18 protein-coding genes and 1 pseudogene are annotated in these 18,519 nt (G+C 40.4%); 6 read left to right on the top strand and 13 right to left on the bottom strand.

Going from position 1 to position 18,519, the window contains the following annotated elements; translation table 11 throughout:
- Positions 1-25 precede the first annotated feature (25 nt).
- The 12 genes and pseudogenes from RDY04_RS02985 to RDY04_RS03040 all read right to left on the bottom strand — a co-directional run bounded on the left by RDY04_RS02985 (position 26) and on the right by RDY04_RS03040 (position 11,881).
- A pseudogene (locus RDY04_RS02985) lies at positions 26-1,257 on the bottom strand (lipid II:glycine glycyltransferase FemX).
- 290 nt (positions 1,258-1,547) lie between these two features.
- Entirely contained in the window at positions 1,548-2,111 is a 564-nt protein-coding gene (locus RDY04_RS02990) for a TIGR00730 family Rossman fold protein (protein WP_303951976.1), read from the bottom strand.
- 64 nt (positions 2,112-2,175) lie between these two features.
- On the bottom strand, positions 2,176-2,529 hold the full coding sequence (gene rbfA / locus RDY04_RS02995) for a 30S ribosome-binding factor RbfA (protein ID WP_272131891.1): 354 nt from the start codon (positions 2,527-2,529) through the stop codon (positions 2,176-2,178).
- 93 nt (positions 2,530-2,622) lie between these two features.
- Positions 2,623-5,457: a translation initiation factor IF-2 gene (gene infB / locus RDY04_RS03000; RefSeq protein ID WP_303951980.1), complete on the bottom strand. Its 2,835-nt coding sequence runs from the start codon at positions 5,455-5,457 to the stop codon at positions 2,623-2,625.
- An 18-nt stretch (positions 5,458-5,475) separates the two neighbouring features.
- The gene (locus RDY04_RS03005; protein WP_002883776.1) at positions 5,476-5,778 is read right to left on the bottom strand and encodes a YlxQ-related RNA-binding protein; all 303 of its coding nucleotides are present in this window, start codon (positions 5,776-5,778) and stop codon (positions 5,476-5,478) included.
- Positions 5,771-6,067, bottom strand: coding sequence for an RNase P modulator RnpM (rnpM, locus tag RDY04_RS03010; protein ID WP_008535929.1), 297 nt, complete (start codon positions 6,065-6,067; stop codon positions 5,771-5,773). Before rnpM ends, RDY04_RS03005 begins: the two co-directional genes overlap by 8 nt.
- Before the next feature lie 20 nt (positions 6,068-6,087).
- Complete coding sequence (gene nusA / locus RDY04_RS03015) at positions 6,088-7,284, bottom strand: transcription termination factor NusA (RefSeq protein ID WP_303951986.1); 1,197 nt, start codon at positions 7,282-7,284, stop codon at positions 6,088-6,090.
- A gap of 65 nt (positions 7,285-7,349) precedes the next feature.
- Complete coding sequence (gene rimP, locus RDY04_RS03020; RefSeq protein WP_295492920.1) at positions 7,350-7,823, bottom strand: ribosome maturation factor RimP; 474 nt, start codon at positions 7,821-7,823, stop codon at positions 7,350-7,352.
- Positions 7,824-7,963: 140 nt separating this feature from the next.
- Positions 7,964-9,217: an LCP family protein gene (locus RDY04_RS03025; protein ID WP_303951988.1), complete on the bottom strand. Its 1,254-nt coding sequence runs from the start codon at positions 9,215-9,217 to the stop codon at positions 7,964-7,966.
- An 8-nt stretch (positions 9,218-9,225) separates the two neighbouring features.
- On the bottom strand, positions 9,226-9,747 hold the full coding sequence (locus RDY04_RS03030; protein WP_303951990.1) for a GNAT family N-acetyltransferase: 522 nt from the start codon (positions 9,745-9,747) through the stop codon (positions 9,226-9,228).
- On the bottom strand, positions 9,740-10,183 hold the full coding sequence (gene tsaE / locus RDY04_RS03035; protein ID WP_014633907.1) for a tRNA (adenosine(37)-N6)-threonylcarbamoyltransferase complex ATPase subunit type 1 TsaE: 444 nt from the start codon (positions 10,181-10,183) through the stop codon (positions 9,740-9,742). The genes RDY04_RS03030 and tsaE overlap by 8 nt, the downstream gene beginning before the upstream one ends.
- Positions 10,184-10,459: 276 nt before the next feature.
- Positions 10,460-11,881 carry an NCS2 family permease gene (locus tag RDY04_RS03040; protein WP_303951991.1) on the bottom strand — a complete coding sequence of 474 codons (1,422 nt, stop codon included), beginning with the start codon at positions 11,879-11,881 and terminating at the stop codon, positions 10,460-10,462.
- A 208-nt stretch (positions 11,882-12,089) separates the two neighbouring features.
- On the opposite strand from RDY04_RS03040, the gene RDY04_RS03045 reads away from it, so the two are divergent.
- Positions 12,090-12,902 carry a Cof-type HAD-IIB family hydrolase gene (locus RDY04_RS03045; RefSeq protein ID WP_003097936.1) on the top strand — a complete coding sequence of 271 codons (813 nt, stop codon included), beginning with the start codon at positions 12,090-12,092 and terminating at the stop codon, positions 12,900-12,902.
- Between the two features lie 44 nt (positions 12,903-12,946).
- Here RDY04_RS03045 and RDY04_RS03050 read toward each other — a convergent pair whose 3' ends face one another.
- Positions 12,947-13,678 (bottom strand): cyclase family protein, encoded by a 732-nt coding sequence (locus RDY04_RS03050; RefSeq protein ID WP_303951993.1) that lies wholly within the window; start codon positions 13,676-13,678, stop codon positions 12,947-12,949.
- Between the two features lie 378 nt (positions 13,679-14,056).
- Here RDY04_RS03050 and RDY04_RS03055 point away from each other — a divergent pair, with 378 nt between their 5' ends.
- The 5 genes from RDY04_RS03055 (at position 14,057) to RDY04_RS03075 (ending at position 18,467) form a co-directional block, all read left to right on the top strand.
- Positions 14,057-15,064 carry a PTS sugar transporter subunit IIB gene (locus RDY04_RS03055; RefSeq protein WP_303951995.1) on the top strand — a complete coding sequence of 336 codons (1,008 nt, stop codon included), beginning with the start codon at positions 14,057-14,059 and terminating at the stop codon, positions 15,062-15,064.
- 17 nt (positions 15,065-15,081) lie between these two features.
- The gene (locus RDY04_RS03060) at positions 15,082-15,882 is read left to right on the top strand and encodes a PTS mannose/fructose/sorbose transporter subunit IIC (RefSeq protein ID WP_002889174.1); all 801 of its coding nucleotides are present in this window, start codon (positions 15,082-15,084) and stop codon (positions 15,880-15,882) included.
- A gap of 15 nt (positions 15,883-15,897) precedes the next feature.
- Entirely contained in the window at positions 15,898-16,812 is a 915-nt protein-coding gene (locus tag RDY04_RS03065) for a PTS system mannose/fructose/sorbose family transporter subunit IID (protein ID WP_303951999.1), read from the top strand.
- 12 nt (positions 16,813-16,824) lie between these two features.
- Positions 16,825-17,211 carry a DUF956 family protein gene (locus RDY04_RS03070; RefSeq protein WP_303952000.1) on the top strand — a complete coding sequence of 129 codons (387 nt, stop codon included), beginning with the start codon at positions 16,825-16,827 and terminating at the stop codon, positions 17,209-17,211.
- 263 nt (positions 17,212-17,474) lie between these two features.
- Positions 17,475-18,467 carry a PTS sugar transporter subunit IIB gene (locus RDY04_RS03075; protein ID WP_303952001.1) on the top strand — a complete coding sequence of 331 codons (993 nt, stop codon included), beginning with the start codon at positions 17,475-17,477 and terminating at the stop codon, positions 18,465-18,467.
- Positions 18,468-18,519: the final 52 nt, after the last annotated feature.

Consider the following 18,519-nt stretch of genomic DNA (forward strand, 5'->3'; position numbering starts at 1 on the left):
AATTGGCTTTTTTACTATCGAAACACTAGTGTCTACCTAGTGTCTTCTTAAAAATATCGTAGAAAGGATTGAGGGTCTTAGTAAATGAGCCAACAAGCGTCTCTAATTGTCCGCCAAACTGACGCTTAAAATTAAAGTTTCCTTTGCCAGAACTAGCTGCCTCAGTTTCGATGGTCCCGTAAAAGTTAAAGCGTTTTTTAGCCTTACTCTTAGCATATTTTATCATCTCCCAATGAAGCAAAACCGCTCCCCGAAATTAAGGTAGGCTTCATCATTACCCCCGTAAAAGCTCACAATTTCTGAACCATAATCCATAAAAAGATAAGCTGAAAGCGGTAATTTGTCAGTCTTGATTTGGTAAGACTTGAATTGTTCTAACCGCTTATAGTAGCTTCTCAATTGATCCTCCGCATCTGCTATTTGACCCTTGGTACGTTTTTTCTGAGGTCCTTCTTTTAAAGCCTGAATCTTGGCTTCAAAAGATTTAATATTCTCATCAAGATAAGCCAAATAAGCTGGACAATCTAAATAAGCCAACATAAACTTGGCAGATTCGCCAAAACATTTTTTTAGATTTTGAAAATAAACTAGCGGATGAACAGAAAATCCCTTTCTCTCTGCTGTCCGAACTAGGATGTCATAAAACTGGTTGAGATTGTCCTCACTTAGTTCTTCAACTTTGACATTCAAAGCAGTGAATTTTTTTAAATCTCGCTTCAAAGATGGTGAGAAGGCTGATAGTATCTCATCAGAAGTCGTAAACGTGTCAATTGGCTTTACAAACATCTGATTAACAACTAGAGCCTGTTCTGGATCTAAATACTGCTCAAAACCTAATTTTTCAAATACCTTGGAGACCTCATTAGCCTTATCTTCTTCAATGATTTCAAGTTCTTCATTCCTAATAAGGTTGGTCAAATAGGGATGAATAGAAAGTGATGCAATATTTTTCTTTCTTAAATAGAGTATTAAAGCCTCGAGTAGCTCTGTCAAACTAGCCAGAGAGTGGTAATCTAACAGGGGACCATGTAACAAGAGGGCCTTTTTAAATATACGAAAGCTCTCCTTATAAACAACTATGGCTTGACCTACCCTTAAGCCATCTCTTTCGAAAACCAGAGCTTCTACTTTTTCTATATGGTCTTGGCTTTCCTGAAGTTTGGCCATTTCAGCAGACTGCAGAAAATTGGCACACTTTGCAGTTACCTGTGTGTTTTGATAATCCTCAAAACTAACACATTTAACCCTAATAGACATTACTATCATCCCTTCCGTTTCAACCTATATCCCACATTTCCCTAAAATCATTAAATACTTTTAATGATTAGCAAAATTTTCCAAACCAAGAGGGGCATTGGGTGATTATGAATGGTACTCACAGATGGAAAGAAAAATTAATTTGATTATTAAAATTACAAGCATCATTATATACTAAATTATCACTTTTGTTAAGCCTTTTGAGATATTTTCTGAAACTTACATTAATCTTCTTCTGATTATAAAAAGTCCTTCCACTTGAATGTGGAAGAACTTTTCTTCACTGATGCTTACCTATAACGTCGCAATTGAGGTGGTTCATAAGACTGGACAAAGGCTTCAATTTCTGAAAAATCATCTGTAAAAAGGAATTTTGCAGCCGTTTCGGCCTCTAAAAAATCATGAGCAACCATGGTATTTAGCATGGCCTTCATGGCATCGTAATAACCGTTGAGGTTAAAGAAAACACAGGGTTTGTCCAACTTACCCACACGAGCAGCTGCATTAGCTTCTGAGATTTCTTCAAGGGTGCCAAGGCCTCCTGGAAGGGCGATAAATAGCTCACCTTGCTCTAACATGGCAGTCTTGCGCTCTGCCATCGTTTCTACTATCGTCATTGAGGTCAATCCCTCATAAGCAATTTCCCTATCTTTGAGAAACTGTGGCATGATACCATGAGCCTGACCCCCATATTCCAAAACCGTATCACCTAGAACTCCCATAAGTCCCATCTTACTGCCACCATAAACTAGGATATGACCATTTTTAGCAATCCATCTCCCCAAGGCAATCGCTGCTTCTTTAAAACCAGGATTGTCACCCATATTAGCTCCCAAATAGACTGTTACTTTCATCGAAGTCCTCCTTTTTACTCTATTATAACGCAAAATTCCTGCCATAACTGACAGGAATTTTTGCTTAGTCTTTACGCTCCAAATTACGAAGCATTTCATCAATTTTATTACCATATTCGATAGATTCATCCTTAATGAAGGTCAAATCCGGAATCTTATACATAGTCAATTTTTTACCAAGTTCACGCTTGATTGTCCCAGTAGCCTTTTCAAGACCAGTTTGTGCTTTTTGGTTATCTGACGCTAAAGTAGAGTGAATGGTATAGAAAACCTTAGCCGCCGACAAATCACCAAGCATTTGAACATCTGTAATGGTTACATCTTGAACACGTGGATCACGAACCTTCTTTTGAAGAATTTCGTTGACTTCACGTTTGATTTCCATCCCAACACGATCTACACGAAATGAATTTCCCATAGTCTTATCCTTTCTTTTTTATAATGGAACAAAAGCCAGGCCAGATGACCCAGCTTTGTCCCCTAAATAAGCTTCCTTAGAAATCTGATGTGATTAACGTTTGATCTCTTCCATGATGTAAGCTTCGATAACGTCATCCACTTTAATATCGTTATAGTTTTCAATCATCAAACCACCCTCTTGAGCGTTTCCGACTTCTTTAACGTCATCTTTAAAGTGTTTCAAGCTTGCCAATTTACCATCAAAAATAACGACACCATCACGAATGACACGGGCACTTGAGTCACGAGTGATTTTACCACTAGTAACCATGAACCCACCGATTGTTCCGACTTTAGAAACTTTGAAGGTTTCACGGATAATAGCTTCACCAATGACTTTTTCTTCAAATTCAGGATCAAGCATCCCTTTCATGGCATCTTCAATTTCTTCGATAACCTTATAGATGATGCTGTGAAGGCGAATTTCAACTTCATCAGTTTCCGCTTGTTGACGTGCTTGTGGTGTAGGACGAACGTTAAATCCGATAACAACAGCATCTGAAGCTTCCGCAAGAGTAATATCAGATTCGTTGATAGCACCTACTGCTGAGTGAACAACATTAACACGAACACCCTCAACATCAATCTTGAGAAGTGATGCTGCCAAGGCTTCAACAGAACCTTGTACGTCGGCCTTGATGATAACATTAACAGTCTTCATTTCACCAGCTTTAAGGGTATCAAAGAGGTTATCAAGACTAACACGGTGTGTTTGTTGACGTTGTTTCATAAGAGCACGTTTTGCACGCTCTTCACCAGCAGCACGAGCTGCTTTTTCATCTTCATAAACCGCAAAATGATCACCAGCCATTGGTGCTTCATTCAAACCAGTAATTGAAACTGGTGTTGACGGTGCTGCAGTCTTAATGCGACGACCAAGGTCATTGGTCATAGCACGAACACGTCCGAAGGTGTTACCAACAACGATTGGATCTTGAACATTCAAAGTACCTTGTTGTACAAGAAGGGTAGCAACCGCACCTTTACCTTTATCTAAGCGAGCTTCGATAACAGTACCGATGGCACGAACTGTTGGATCAGCCTTAAGTTCTTCAACTTCTGCTACAAGAAGAACAGTTTCAAGTAATTCTTCAATGTTTTGACCAAATTTTGCTGAAATCTCAACGAATTCGCTATCACCACCCCAAGCTGTTGAGATAACGCCATGCTCTGCTAATTCACCGATAACACGTTCTGGGTTTGCACCTGGTTTATCAATCTTGTTAATCGCAACAATGATTGGAACACCCGCAGCTTTAGAGTGGTTGATGGCTTCAATCGTTTGTGGCATTACACCATCATCCGCAGCTACAATCAAGATAGTAATATCTGTAACAGAGGCACCGCGAGCACGCATAGATGTAAAGGCTGCGTGTCCAGGGGTATCAAGGAAGGTAATCTTCTTACCACCCTCTTCAATTTGGTAGGCACCAATGTGCTGTGTGATACCACCTGCTTCACCTGTAGCAACACGAGAATTACGAAGAGTATCAAGAAGGGTTGTTTTACCGTGGTCAACGTGGCCCATGATAGTAACAACTGGTGCACGCTCTACCATAGCATCCTTATTGAGGTAGTCTTCGTCAACAAAGAAACGTTCGATATCAGCATTATCGACCTCTTCTTTTTTGATTGCCTCAATACCATAGTCAACCATCAACAACTCAATTGTATCTCCGTCAAGAGATTGGTTTTGAGTTGCCATAACGCCCATCATGAAGAGTTTCTTAACGATTTCAGCTGGCTCACGTTTAATACGTTTTGCGATTTCTGCAACCGTCATGCCTTCCGTGTATTCAAATTCTTTTGGTAATTCATGGAATTTACGCTCTGTTACTGGTTTCGGAGCTGAATTACCACGGTTATTTTTACCTTTTTTATTTTTGTTTTTATTCCAGTTACTATTTCGTTGATTTCTCACTTGGTTTTGATTATTCCACTTATTATTTCTAGTTTGCTTTGGTCCATCTTCATTCTCGCGACGATTATCACGTGATTTATCTGGACGTGCCTTTTTACGACGTGTATCTTGTGCTTGTGCAGCTGGAGCTGGTTGAACAGCCGGTGCTGGTTTGGGAGCTGGCTTAGCTTCAGCAACTGCTTTTTGAGCAGCGACTTCAGCCTGTTGTTTTTCTTTTCTTGCCTTTTCCTGTTCTTTTGCACGGAGTTGCTCTGCAGCTTTTTCTTCACGGAAGCGTGTTTCACTTTGACGTGAATATTCTGCATTTTGCTCTGCTTTCAAGGCTGCTGCACGCGCTTTAAAGTCAATACGTGGACCTGCCTGATTATTGCGGGCAGCATCGTTACGTTTATTTCGAACTTGATCATTGCGCTGTTTACCTTGGAAATTACGGTCACGATTACTATTATTATCGCGGTTTCCATTGTTACGGTTTCCTTGACCATTTCCATTTTGGTTGCGACGATCATTATTCTGACGTTTACCTTGATCGTTTCCTTGTTGATTTCGGTTACGATTACGGTTGTCACGACCTCCGCCATTTTGACGACGCTCTGCTTCTGCCTTGGCACGTGCTTCACGTTCTGCCTTAAAATTACGGCTTTGTGGTTTTTTCGGAGTCGCAGGGGCTTCTTTGACTTCAGCCTTTGATGCCTCTTTAGCTGGAGCTGATTTGGCAACAGGTGCCTTATCAACCTTAGGCACTACCTTTTCCTCTTTAGGAACAGGTGCCGCTTTGGAAGCTGGCTTGCTTTCAGCCTTAGCTGTTCCCCCTTTTAAACTTGAACTGATACGATTAGCATCAGCTTCTTCAACTGATGAGGAGTGGCTCTTCACAGAAAGACCAAGTTCTTGAGCTTTTGCAACAACAACCTTGCTTTCTACACCAACCTCTTTTGCTATTTCATATAATCGTTTCTTTGACACGTGATGTCCTCCTATTCTTTAGTCCATAAGAGTCCTCATTTTCTTTGAAAATCCAGCATCAACTACAGCAACCGTTTTTCTTGGTTTACCAATAGCCATACTTAATTCCAGTGCGTTAAACACTGTGGAGACTTCTATATTATAGTAGTTACATTTATCAGTCGTCTTTTTAGTCACGTTACTACCAGCATCATTGGCAAGAAAAACTAGTCTCGCCTGCCCTGATTGAACTGCCTTGATGACAAGTTCTTCGCCAGAAATAAGCTTTCCAGCTCTTTGTGCTAGTCCCAACATATTTGACAATTTTTCTGTGTTATTCAAGACCTAACTCTCTTCTTTTGACCTTGTGATCCACATAAGCGATGAGTTCATCGTAAAAACTTTCAGGAACTTCCATTGAGAAGCTATGGTTAAAAGCTCTTTTCTTTTTAGCTTGGAGAGCTTCCTCATTATCTAATTTAATATAAGCTCCTCGTCCATTTTTCTTTCCTGTTGGATCAATGAAAATTTCACCATCTTTAGTTTTTACAATGCGGAGCAAATCACGTTTATCAATGATTTCTCCTGAGACAACTGATTTGCGTAAAGGTATTTTTCGTGTTTTAGCCATCAAACACCTCTATGTTCTTCTTATTCTGTTTCTGTTGTTTCAGTTACTTCTTCTGTTGTGACTTCAACAGGTGTAGCTCCTGCAACGATTTCTTCGACAACTTCATCAGTAGCAGCCTCAGCTTTTTCAGCTTCTAGTGCTTCGTATTCAGAAGCTGACTTGATGTCAATACGGTAACCAGTCAAATGCGCTGCCAAACGGACATTTTGTCCACGACGACCAATTGCAAGAGACAATTTGTTATCTGGTACAACTACTGTCGCACGTTTGCTATCATCTTCGTCGAAGAGAACATAGTCCACTTCAGCTGGTGCAATAGCATTGTAGATAAATTCAGCTGGATCTTCAACCCATTGAATAACATCAATATTTTCCTCAACAGGCACTTCAATTCCTGTCTTAGCATCCAAACGTGTTGGGTGGAAACGGCTGACAACTTTCTTGATGTTGCTTCCACCACGACCAACGATAGTACCAATAGCATCAACATTAGGGTTGTGACTGCGAACAGCAACTTTCGTACGATCACCAGCTTCACGAGATACGCTCATGATTTCTACAGTTCCATCAAAGACTTCAGGAATTTCTTGTTCCATGATACGTTTGATGAATTCTGGATGGCTACGACTTACAAAGACGTTAACACCTTTAGGGTTGTTTTCAACTTTATAAACATAAACATCGATGATGTCGTGTGACTTAAAGCTTTCGCCAGGAATTTGGTCTTGGCGTGACAATTGAGCTTCGAGCGTTCCAAGATTAACATAAATGAAACGTTGGTCAAAGCGTTCAACTGTTCCTTGCATGATTTCACCTTCATGTTGCTTATAGTCATTATAAGTAATCTCACGCATTTGCTTACGCATTTTTTCCATAATTGTTTGTTTAGCAGATTGCGCTGCGACACGACCAAATTCATCGACTGACTCTTCAAAGCGAATCTTGTCGCCAAGCTCGTAAGCTGAGCTAATAGCAAGCGCATCTTTCAAGCTAATTTCCAAACGACTATCGAAGACTTCGTCTACAACTTCACGAACGGTAAAAACTTGAAAATCACCTGTTTTTTCATTGAATTCAACGACTGCTGATTCAGACTGACCATAACGACGCTTGTAAGCTGATTTAAGTGATTCAACCACAGCATCGATGATATCTTCCTTGTTAATGTGTTTTTCTTCTTCCAAGACACGGAAGGCTTCTAGCATTTCTTTGCTCATATTATTTGTCGTTTTAGCCTTTAAGAGCCAAAACTGGCATCCTTTCTTTATTTACACTAAGAGTTTTAGAGTTTGACTGCCAAACGAGCTTTAGCAACTGTTTGATAGGGAATCTCAACAGTCTTATGGCGAGTCTTATCAAGATAATCAATTGTTAGGGTTTCCCCATCAAAGGCCACCAAGTCACCTTGGAAAATCTTGATCTTATCAATAGCCTTGTAAAGGCTAACATTAATATACTGACCAACAGCATTCTTCAAAGCTTCTTTGGTTTTTAAGGGACGCTCTAATCCAGGGCTGGACACTTCCAGCATGTATTGATCCGGGAAAGGATCAGGCTGAATAGTATCCAAGAGGGGACTGATAATTTCAGTCAAGTCTGCAGTATCTTCTACAGTAATACCTCCTGGCTTATCAATCAAAACTGACAAGACATAGTCACCGCCAAGCTTTTCGTACTCGATATCGACCAGTTCGTATGGCTCAGGAATAGCTGGAGCTACGACTGCCGTCACGAGATCAATAATTTTTTGCGACATTATGACCTCCTTACACACACAAGAGACGAAGTTTCTACTCCGCCTCTCTTTCATTATTTCCTTATATTATAGCATAGCTTAAAAACTATTGCAAGTAATAACCATATGACAGCCAAAAGGCTGGAAGTCTCTCAACCGTTCTATTGCGCTGCTGGAACCGAGCTATAAGTAGTTACACCTGAACCATTATTATCGTATGTAGAGGTTGTCGTACCTTGTTCCTGAACATAATTACCTGTGTTTTCACTATAGTTATTGCTGTAGGTAGTACCTCCATTGTAGGTACTTACTGATCCACCACCTATTGCCTCAGATAGTCCAGCCTCATAACTTCCAGATACTTCACTCGAAGCCAAACTTCCTTTAGAGTTAACGAAATCATCTGAACCATAGCTAGAAGTCCCAAAACCATTGAGTACCAGACTAGTCTTAAGATTAGATTCAGAAACTTTCTTCTTACCAACTTCCTTCTTAATGCGATTTTGCACCTTAAGAATATCCTCAGTGGAGGCTACTTGATAGCTTTCTCCATTGATCATAGCATCCGAACCAGCCAATTGGTAGGACTTAATATTTTTAAGGGCATCGCTATACCCCATCAAGCTACGCAAAGTATTGGTATCACCAAGATCGATACTGGTTTGAACATTTGAACTTACAGCTGATAAAATTTTCTTGTAAGAACCAATAGAGTCCATCTTCAAGAGCTTAGCTACAACTTTTTGAATAACCTCACGTTGACGTTTTTGGCGACCATAGTCACCATCAGGGTCATCATAACGCATACGTGAATAGACTAAAGCTTGCTCACCATTGATTTTATGAGTTCCGGGCTCAACTTTTGCCTGAAATTCAGGTTCATTTTCTGCAATCGAAATTGGAAAATCAAAATGATTCGTTACCTCAATACCACCAACAGCATCTACCAAATCAATCATACCCTGCATATTAATCAGTGCATAATAGTCAATATCAATATCCAAAACCTTTTGAATGGTTGAAATAGCCAAGTCAGCACCACCCTCAGCATATGCTGAATTTAGTTTTGCTTCACCCGACCCCTCAATATCTGTCAAAAGGTCACGTTCCAAACTGGTCATGGTTGTTTTCTTAGTCTTAGGGTTCACTGTTACCAAAATCATGGTATCAGAGTTTCCTTCCCAGGTTTCCTTACGTTCTTTGGATCCTGTATCTACCCCCATCAAGAGAATAGTTATAGGCTTAGTCTGTTGAATAGCCTTACTATTCCCCGAAGTTGCTTTAGAAGCCCTAAACGTTTTTGACAATTCGCCTGTGGCGTAATTATAAGTTGTCGTTAGGTAAATACCAGCAGCTACTACTGTCGTTGCAAAAATCGCCAACAACATCAATAAAATTTTTCGTCCAAGTTTCATGTTTTTTCCTAATCTATGAGTTTAGCCATAAGGTAAACATCTAGAAATTCTCCATTTTTAGTTCTTGCACCACGTTTCTTAGTGCCTTCAATGTCAAATCCGAATTTTTGATAGAGATGAACTGCCCATTCATTACGTGCTTGAACCGTCAACTCTAAGCGGCGGATAGTTGGTGTATGATCTGCCCAGTCAATCATTGTTTCCATAAGAAACCGGCCAACACCATTCCCCCAGTAGGGTTTAGAAACCGCAATAAATACGTCGCCAATATGACTAGTCTTAGTATCTTGATCAGAGGTAACATTACAAACACCAATGACCTCATGACCCAATTTCGCCACCAAACAAATCTCATTAAGCCTATGCTGATGACCTTCAATATAAGTGGCTAACTGTTCAGCACTCAGTATAGAACTTCTATCATCTTGTGCTAGAAAATCCGATTCCAAGGCTACAGTCTCTAGTAAACAAGCTAGAGAGGCAGCATCCTCTCTTTGAGCTTCCTCAATGACTAATTCTTGCTCAGCCATTTACCATTTCCTCCTGAATCTCCTTACTTCTAGGACCGAAAGATTCAAAAAGCAACTGACGTCCATCTCCATGATGAGATATCGAAATTAGGAGATAATCCCCTAACAGACTCTCGTCTAGGAGCTCACCCCACTCGATGATTGTCACACCTTCACCATACAGAAAATCATCTAAATCAATAGAATCTGGATCATCACCAATGCGGTAGACATCTAAATGATAGAGTGGCAGTCGCCCCTCATACTCCCTTACAATGGTATAGGTTGGACTCTTTATCATCTGTGAAATATCCAAACCTTTGGCAATCCCCTTGGTTAAGGTTGTTTTGCCAGCTCCCAGATCACCTGAGAGAACAATTATATCTCCAGAATCGAGTAGTCGACCTAGCTTTTGACCGATACTAATCAATTCTTCTTCATTTTGACTGTAAATCATGTTTTTATTATATCAAAAAATAAAAATATGGACTAGAATCCACTGTAAAAATACAGTAGAAACTTATAAATATTGAATCATCTAAGCAAGAAATTAAGATGAGTATTTTAATTTTGTGTTTATTTTGACCACATCAATCACTCATAGATTAGAAATGTTGTTGTAAAACTTACTATAGTTTCAAAAGCTAACCAATAGTAACTCTCTCACATTCCTCCAGATAAAAATCGCAAAAGAAAAAGCCTGACAAATGTACAGACTTTTTACTTTCAAGCTTTAGAACACAGCCATACTGATGAAGTTAAGGATAAACAAGATATCCAAAATCCACATAATAAAGTGGACATCCTTAGCTTGACCTTTGACGATTTTGACCAAAGTATAAGTAAGGAAACCAGCTGCGATACCATAAGTAATGCTATATGAGAATCCCATGAAAATAGAAGTGAAGAAGGCAGGAATAGCTTCAGACAAGTCTTCCCAATCGACACTCTTAAGGTTAGAGAGCATCATAACACCTACAATAATAAGAATAGGCGCTGTGGCTGCATTTGGAACGATTGACACCACTGGACTAAAGAAACTAGAAATGGCAAAGAGTACAGCAACCACAAGAGCTGTCAAACCAGTACGTCCACCAGCACCAATACCCGCTGCAGATTCAACGTAAGTTGTAACGTTTGAAGTCCCTGCAATGGCACCAATACTTGTACCAACAAGGTCAGAGTAAAGAGCACGGTCAAGAGCTTTTGATTCGTTGTTATCACCTGTTGAAGCAATGATACCAACCTTCTCACCAGTACCGATCAAAGTACCGATAGTATCGAAGATATCAGTCAATGAAAAGGCGAGAATAGCCATAAAGACACCAGGCAAACGAGAAACGTCTGCAAAGAGTGATCCCAATCCCTTAGATCCAAGCGCTGCACCAAAGACCTGACCAAGGTCTTTAATAGATGATGTCAAGCTAGCTGCGTGCCAGTCAATGCTTCCAAGATCAACAACACCAGCAAAAATAGCAATGATAGTCGTTACAAGGATTGAAAGAAGAACACCACCACGAACACCTTTAACAATAAAGAAAATCGCAATCGCAAGACCAATCAAACCTACAATTACAGTTGGATTATTGAAGGCAACCAAACCTGGTGTAGCTGATGATGAAGCTGTAATTGAAGCCTTGGCCATATCAGCGCCTTTACCTGCTACAGTGTAGGTATGAGGATTAATTGAGAATTTCAAGAAACCAGCATTTTTAATCCCAACATAGGCAAGAAAAACACCGATACCTGCTGAAATAGCAGATTTAAGAGCTGTTGGAATAGACTCAATAATCATCTTACGTACTTTAGTTACCGTGATGATCAATGAAATAACACCACATAGAAAGACCATTGCTAAGGCCTCTTGCCAAGTGTAACCCAAAGAAAAGACCACTGTGTAGGTGAAGAAGGCATTAAGCCCCATACCAGGCGCTTGAGCGTATGGTAAGTTAGCATAAAATGCCATCATCAACGTTCCTGCAACCGCACCAATAATTGTTGCTAAGAAAACACCTTGTGCAGGCATTCCTGTTTGGGCCAACATCGCTGGGTTAACAAAGAGGATGTAAGACATGGCAAAGAAGGTTGTCAATCCGGCAGTCACTTCTGTGCGGACGTCAGTACCATGTTCTTTTAATTTAAAAAACTTTTCCATGAAAGTTTATACTCCTTAATAAAAAATATTGTCAAAATCCGAATGATATCGGAACATTCTCACGTAGAATGCTACATCACCATTCTACATGAAATCATTTGATGGTGCAAGGTTTATTTTCTGATAGTTTTATCGCTAAAAACCGAACATTCCACCATAGACCTGGGTCAAACCCCAACAAATAACTGATTTCTGTTATAATAGAAACATGACAAAAAAATTGATTGCACTAGATCTTGATGGAACGCTTTTGCGACCAGATGGAACTATTTCAGAATTTACAAAAACAACTATTAAAGATGTACAAAACAAAGGGCATCAAGTCGTTATCGCTACCGGTCGTCCTTACCGTATGGCTATTGATCATTACAAAACATTAGGCTTAGAGACACCGCTCATTACCTTTAATGGCTCCTTGACCAATCTCCCAGACCGAGAATGGGCTTACGAGCACTCGGTCAAGTTGGACAAAAAATACCTAGTTAACCTCTTACAACGACACGATGAGTTAGAGATGGATTTTCTTGCTAGTGAATACCGCAAGCACTTTTATATCACTATGGAGCACCCAGAGCGTATTCAACCACAACTCTTTGGGGTTGATAAAATCATTGAGGCTATGCGTTTAGAGCCAGCTAAAATCACACGCAATCCTAACGCTCTTCTTATGCAGACCCGCCACGAAGACAAGTACCAACTAGCCAGAGATATTAAGAAAGATTTCAAAGAAGAAATTGAGGTTGATTCTTGGGGTGGACCACTTAATATCTTGGAGTTTTCACCTAAAGGAATTAATAAGGCTTATGCCCTGAACTACCTACTCAAAGCCATGCGAAAATCTCCAGATGATTTGATTGCCTTTGGGGACGAACACAATGATACAGAGATGTTGGAACTTGCCAAGACTGGCTATGCCATGAAAAATGCCAGTTCTGTCCTTCTCCCCCACGCTAACGAACAAATTAAGTGGACTAATGAGGAAGACGGCGTTGCCCGTAAACTTCAGGAACTACTTTTATAAACAGGAAAAGACACTGAAGAATTCTTCGGTGTCTTTTCTTCTGATTAAGGTAAAATAGCTACTGCACGCACTGGGGAACCTGTCGCCTTGTCCCAGTGAGGAAAGGCAATCGAAATCAAGGCACCGGCAGCTGGAACTTGATCCAATTGGAACAAAACTTCTACTTGGTAGATGTTTTGTTCCAAGAGGTAATATTCGTTAACCAATCCATGTTCTGCTGCTGGAATACCAGCATCGGTATCAAAGGTTTCATGACCTACTGCTTTGACATGGCGTTCATGAATCAAGAATTCCAAGGCTTCACGGCTCCACCCTGGACTTTGTTGAACCCCATTGTCATCCAGGTTACGCATAGCATCTTGATCTGGCCAACGTTTTGACCAATCACTACGAAAGGCGACAAAAGCACCTTCTACAATTTGTCCATGCTCAGCTTCAAAGTCTAAGATATCTTGTTTGCTCAAGATAAAGTTTGGATTCGCAGCAACTTCTTTAGACTTGTCGATAACATAAAGTGGCAAGAGAAGGTCTTTAAGGTCAATCTCATCCAACCAACGACCACCTTCTACAAAGTGAATCGGTGCATCGATATGGGTTCCGTATTGACCAACTACTGTAAATTTTTGAACATGGAAACCATCTTTTAATGTGAAAAGGTCTTCTTGTTTCAAGGCTGGAAGAGCCGGAAAGTGTGGGCTTTCCGCATTAATCTTGTGGGTCAAGTCTACCCACTTTTTAGTATGCAACTCATTGTAAATACTTAGTAAATCTGACATAAGGAGGTCCTCTTTTCTTATAGATTTAACATTAAATAGTTAATTGGAGCTATTATATCAGTCACAAGCAGACGTTACAAGTGTTTATTATCATTTTGCATAATCCTATTTCCTCTACTTGGATATAGTTATAAACTATATCCGATTATTTTCAGTCTTATTCAAACTATAATTTGCAATATTTTGACGTTTTTTTAAGTTTTTTGACACTTTTTGCGCAAAAATTATTGACATAGAAATGAAAGCGTTTTATAATTAATCTGTTCTAATTTCGAGGGTTTAAAAAATATTGTTGTCATTTTCATACTAAGGGATGATAATACCAATAATCATTTTTCTATTCCTAAGAAACATTATATTAAAGGAGGAAGAACACTAATGGGTATCGGTATTATTATTGCTAGCCATGGTAAATTCGCTGAAGGTATTCACCAATCAGGTTCTATGATTTTTGGTGAACAAGAGAAAGTTCAAGTGGTTACTTTCATGCCAAATGAAGGTCCTGACGACTTGTACGCTCACTTCAAAGATGCCATCGCTCAATTTGACGCTGACGACGAAATTCTAGTCCTTGCAGACCTTTGGTCTGGATCACCATTTAACCAGGCAAGCCGAATTAAGGAAGAAAACCCTGATCGCAAGATGGTTATCGTGACAGGACTCAACTTGCCAATGCTTATCCAAGCATATACGGAACGTATGGTAGCTCCTGATGCAAGCGTTGAAGAGGTTGTCGCAAACATTTATAAGGAAACAAAAGAAGGTGTTAAAGTCCTTCCAGAAGGCCTTATCCCTGAAGAAGACACTAAATCATCCGACACCAAACCTTCAATTCCTAAGGGTAGCATTCCTGAAGGAACAGTTCTTGGTGATGGAAAAATCAAATACGTTTTGGCTCGTGTTGATACACGTCTCCTCCACGGTCAAGTGGCAACTGGTTGGACTCACTCAACCCACCCAGACCGTATCATCGTAGTTTCTGATACTGTTTGTCATGATAAACTTCGTACAAACATGATTAAACAAGCTGCTCCATCTGGTGTTCAAGTTCACGTTATCCCAATTAAAAACATGGTCAAAGCAAACAATGACCCACGTTTTGGCGATACACGCGCTATGCTTCTCTTTGAATCTGTTGAAGATGCTCTTGCTGCTGTTAAAGCTGGTGTTGACGTTACAGAAATCAACCTTGGTTCTTCAGCTTATAAGGAAGGAAAAGTCAACGTTACTAAGGCTCTTTCATTTGACCAAACAGATGTGGATGCTATCAAAGAGTTGCAATCATTGGGTGTCAAATTTGACGTCCGTGGGGTACCAAGTGATAGCCCAGCAAACGTTGATGCCTTGATTAAGTCAGCTGAAACTAAATTAGCAGAGAAGAAGTAATTTTGGAGGATGCATAAATGAGTTTAGTACAAATTATTTTAGTCGTAATTGTTGCTTTCATCATTGGTTGTAGCTCAGTTAACGACCAAATCGAAACTTACCAACCAGTCGTGGCTTGTTCCCTTATTGGTTTGGTTACTGGCCACCTCGAACTCGGCGTTATGTTGGGTGGTAGCTTGCAGTTGATCACTATGGGATGGGCTAACGTTGGTGCTGCTATGGCACCAGACGCTTCACTTGCCGCAGTAGCTTCTACCATTATCCTTATCTTGGGTGGTCAAGGAGCTAAAGGGATTGGTCCTGCCATCGCCCTTGCAGTTCCATTGGCTGTTGCCGGTCTTGCCTTGACAATGTTTGTCCGTACTGCTACAGTCTTCATCGCTCACGCTATGGATAGTCGTGCTGAAGCAGCTGATATTGCTGGAATTGAAAGATGGCACTTTATTGGTATGGCCCTCCAAGGTCTCCGTGTTGCTATCCCTGCCCTCCTCTTGCTCTTGATTCCTGCACACATCGTCCAAACGGGTCTTGAAGCTATGCCTGAATGGTTAACATCAGGTATGACAATCGGTGGTGGTATGGTTGTAGCCGTTGGTTATGCCATGGTTATCAATATGATGTCTAGTCGTGAAGTTTGGCCATTCTTCTTCCTTGGTTTTGCTTTGGCTGCTCTCAAAGAATTAACCTTGATTAGCTTGGGTGTTATCGGTCTCTGTCTTGCCGTGATGTACCTCGCGCTTGAAGCTAGTGGTTCAAATGGTTCTTCAAATGATGGAGGATCAGGTGATCCCCTCGGTGAAATTCTGGAAGACTTTTAATTAGGAGGAAAGAAAATGGCTGATTCAAAAATTAAATTAACAAAAGCAGATCGTTTTAAAGCTTTCTTGCGCTCATACTTTCTTTTAGCTTCATTCAACTATGAACGTATGCAAAATGGTGGTGTGGCTTACACCCTTATTCCTGCAATCAAAAAACTTTATCAATCAAAAGAAGAACGTGCAGCTGCCCTTAAACGTCACTTGGAATTCTTCAATACACAACCATTCATGGCCAACCCAATCTTTGGGGTTACACTTGCCTTGGAAGAAGAACGTGCCAACGGCGCTGACATTGACGACGCTGCTATCTCAGGGGTTAAGGTCGGTATGATGGGACCTCTTGCAGGTGCCGGTGACCCTCTCTTCTGGTTTACCCTTCGTCCAATCTTCCTCTCACTCGGAGCAGGCTTGGCTGTTTCAGGTAACATCATGGGCCCAATCGTTTTCTTCGTTCTTTGGAACGTCATGGTAGCTACCGTTAAGTGGTATACTCAAGAATTCGGTTATCGTGCTGGTACTGCGATTACGGACGACTTGTCAGGTAACCTCCTTCAACAAGTCACTCGTGGAGCTTCAATGATGGGGATGTTCGTTATCGGTTCTCTTATTCAACGTTGGGTAAGCATCACCTTTACACCAGTTGTTTCTACTGTTAAACAACAAGATGAAGCATTCATTCATTGGGATAAACTACCAAAAGGGATTGCTGGTGTCAAAGCAGCTTTTCTTCAACAAGCTGCTGGTAAATCACTTGAAGCTAACAAGGTAACAACCTTGCAAGATAACTTAAACCAATTAATTCCTGGTTTGGCTGCCCTTGGATTGACTTTCCTTTGTATGTATCTTCTTAAGAGAAAAGTTTCTCCAATCGTCATCATCTTGGGTATCTTTGTCCTTGCTATCTTGCTCCACATCATTGGTCTACTTTAATCGGAGCAAATCATGGTTAAATCGCTTAATACGGAAATGGCTCACACAACTAAGGGAACTTGGTTCCGTGAAGGGCCAATTTACGGAAATATTATGGTCGGTGATAAGGCCTTCGAATTTTACAATGATACGAAGTTACAAGACTACGTTCAAATTCCTTGGGATGAAGTCACTTATGTGATTGCCGATGTCTACTTCGGTGGTAAGTTCATCCCACGCTTTGAAATCCGTACTAAGCAAAATGGACGTTTCCGTTTTGCCAGTCGAAAAAGCAGAACAACTCTAAAAGAAATTCAAAAAAGAATTCCACGTGAAAGCTTAAGAAAAGCTCCTAGCTTTCTAGTTGTTCTCAAACAAGGTTTTAAAAATCTCTTCCGACTCATTGTTAAGAAGAACTAGTCTCTAAATATGATAAAAAGATTATCCAGTCTAATCATTGGATAATCTTTTTATCATTTCACGCTCATTTCTGATAGCGATTGGTCTGTTTTACATTTTTGTTTCACTAGCTATTGACATTTTAGTGGAAGCGTTTTAGAATATAATTGTTCTTGATTTCTTATGTTCAAAAAGATTGAGAGGCGCTTTTTTTGCCGTCTTGATGAAATCGGAGATAGTCTTTTTAAGCCTAAGAAAAAATATTTTAAAGGAGGAGAACACGAATGGGTATCGGTATTATTATCGCCAGCCATGGTAAGTTCGCTGAGGGAATCCACCAATCAGGATCTATGATTTTTGGAGACCAAGAAAAGGTTCAAGTCGTTACCTTTATGCCAAGTGAAGGTCCTGATGACCTTTACGGCCACTTCAACGATGCCATCGCACAATTCGATGCTGATGATGAGATTCTTGTCTTGGCTGACCTTTGGAGTGGTTCACCATTTAACCAAGCCAGTCGTATCGCTGGAGAAAATCCAGATCGCAAGATTGCCATCATCACAGGACTTAACTTGCCAATGCTTATCCAAGCATACACAGAACGTATGATGGATGCTAACGCTACAGCGGAGCAAGTTGCTGGTAATATCATCAAGGAAGCTAAGGGTGGTATTAAAGCACTTCCAGAGGAGCTTAATCCTGCGGAAGAAACTACAGCAGCACCTCAAGAAGCAGCAGCACCTCAAGGAGCTATCCCAGAAGGGACAGTTATTGGAGATGGTAAGCTCAAGATTAACTTGGCACGTTTGGATACACGTCTTTTGCATGGTCAGGTTGCGACTAACTGGACACCTGCATCTAAAGCGGACCGCATTATTGTAGCATCAGATGATGTTGCTAAAGACGAATTGCGTAAGGAGTTGATTAAACAAGCAGCACCAAATGGCGTTAAAGCAAACGTAGTTCCAATTCAAAAATTGATTGATGCTTCTAAAGATCCTCGCTTTGGTAACACACACGCTCTTATCTTGTTCGAGACTGTTCAAGATGCCCTTCGTGCTATCGAAGGTGGCGTGCCAATTAAAGAACTTAACATTGGTTCTATGGCTCACTCAACTGGTAAAACAATGGTTAACAACGTTTTGTCAATGGACAAAGACGATGTTGCTTGTTTTGAAAAATTGCGTGACCTTGGCGTAGCATTTGACGTTCGTAAGGTTCCAAACGATTCTAAGAAAGATTTGTTCGACCTTATCAAAAAAGCTAACGTTCAATAACCTTCATTCGGATACATTAGTTGATTTTCCCAGCTAATCACAACTCAATAGA

It is taken from the genome of uncultured Streptococcus sp., from assembly GCF_902463925.1.
GTDB lineage: Bacteria > Bacillota > Bacilli > Lactobacillales > Streptococcaceae > Streptococcus.

Coding starts and splice junctions, on each gene's coding strand:
- RDY04_RS02990 (WP_303951976.1), bottom strand. CDS start 2,111: ATGAAAGTAACAGTCTATTTGGGAGCTAATATGGGTGACAATCCTGGT.
- rbfA (WP_272131891.1), bottom strand. CDS start 2,529: ATGGGAAATTCATTTCGTGTAGATCGTGTTGGGATGGAAATCAAACGT.
- rnpM (WP_008535929.1), bottom strand. CDS start 6,067: ATGGCTAAAACACGAAAAATACCTTTACGCAAATCAGTTGTCTCAGGA.
- nusA (WP_303951986.1), bottom strand. CDS start 7,284: ATGAGCAAAGAAATGCTAGAAGCCTTCCGTGTCTTGGAAGAAGAAAAA.
- rimP (WP_295492920.1), bottom strand. CDS start 7,823: ATGTCGCAAAAAATTATTGATCTCGTGACGGCAGTCGTAGCTCCAGCT.
- RDY04_RS03025 (WP_303951988.1), bottom strand. CDS start 9,217: ATGAAACTTGGACGAAAAATTTTATTGATGTTGTTGGCGATTTTTGCA.
- RDY04_RS03030 (WP_303951990.1), bottom strand. CDS start 9,747: ATGGCTGAGCAAGAATTAGTCATTGAGGAAGCTCAAAGAGAGGATGCT.
- tsaE (WP_014633907.1), bottom strand. CDS start 10,183: ATGATTTACAGTCAAAATGAAGAAGAATTGATTAGTATCGGTCAAAAG.
- RDY04_RS03040 (WP_303951991.1), bottom strand. CDS start 11,881: ATGGAAAAGTTTTTTAAATTAAAAGAACATGGTACTGACGTCCGCACA.
- RDY04_RS03045 (WP_003097936.1), top strand. CDS start 12,090: ATGACAAAAAAATTGATTGCACTAGATCTTGATGGAACGCTTTTGCGA.
- RDY04_RS03050 (WP_303951993.1), bottom strand. CDS start 13,678: ATGTCAGATTTACTAAGTATTTACAATGAGTTGCATACTAAAAAGTGG.
- RDY04_RS03055 (WP_303951995.1), top strand. CDS start 14,057: ATGGGTATCGGTATTATTATTGCTAGCCATGGTAAATTCGCTGAAGGT.
- RDY04_RS03060 (WP_002889174.1), top strand. CDS start 15,082: ATGAGTTTAGTACAAATTATTTTAGTCGTAATTGTTGCTTTCATCATT.
- RDY04_RS03065 (WP_303951999.1), top strand. CDS start 15,898: ATGGCTGATTCAAAAATTAAATTAACAAAAGCAGATCGTTTTAAAGCT.
- RDY04_RS03070 (WP_303952000.1), top strand. CDS start 16,825: ATGGTTAAATCGCTTAATACGGAAATGGCTCACACAACTAAGGGAACT.
- RDY04_RS03075 (WP_303952001.1), top strand. CDS start 17,475: ATGGGTATCGGTATTATTATCGCCAGCCATGGTAAGTTCGCTGAGGGA.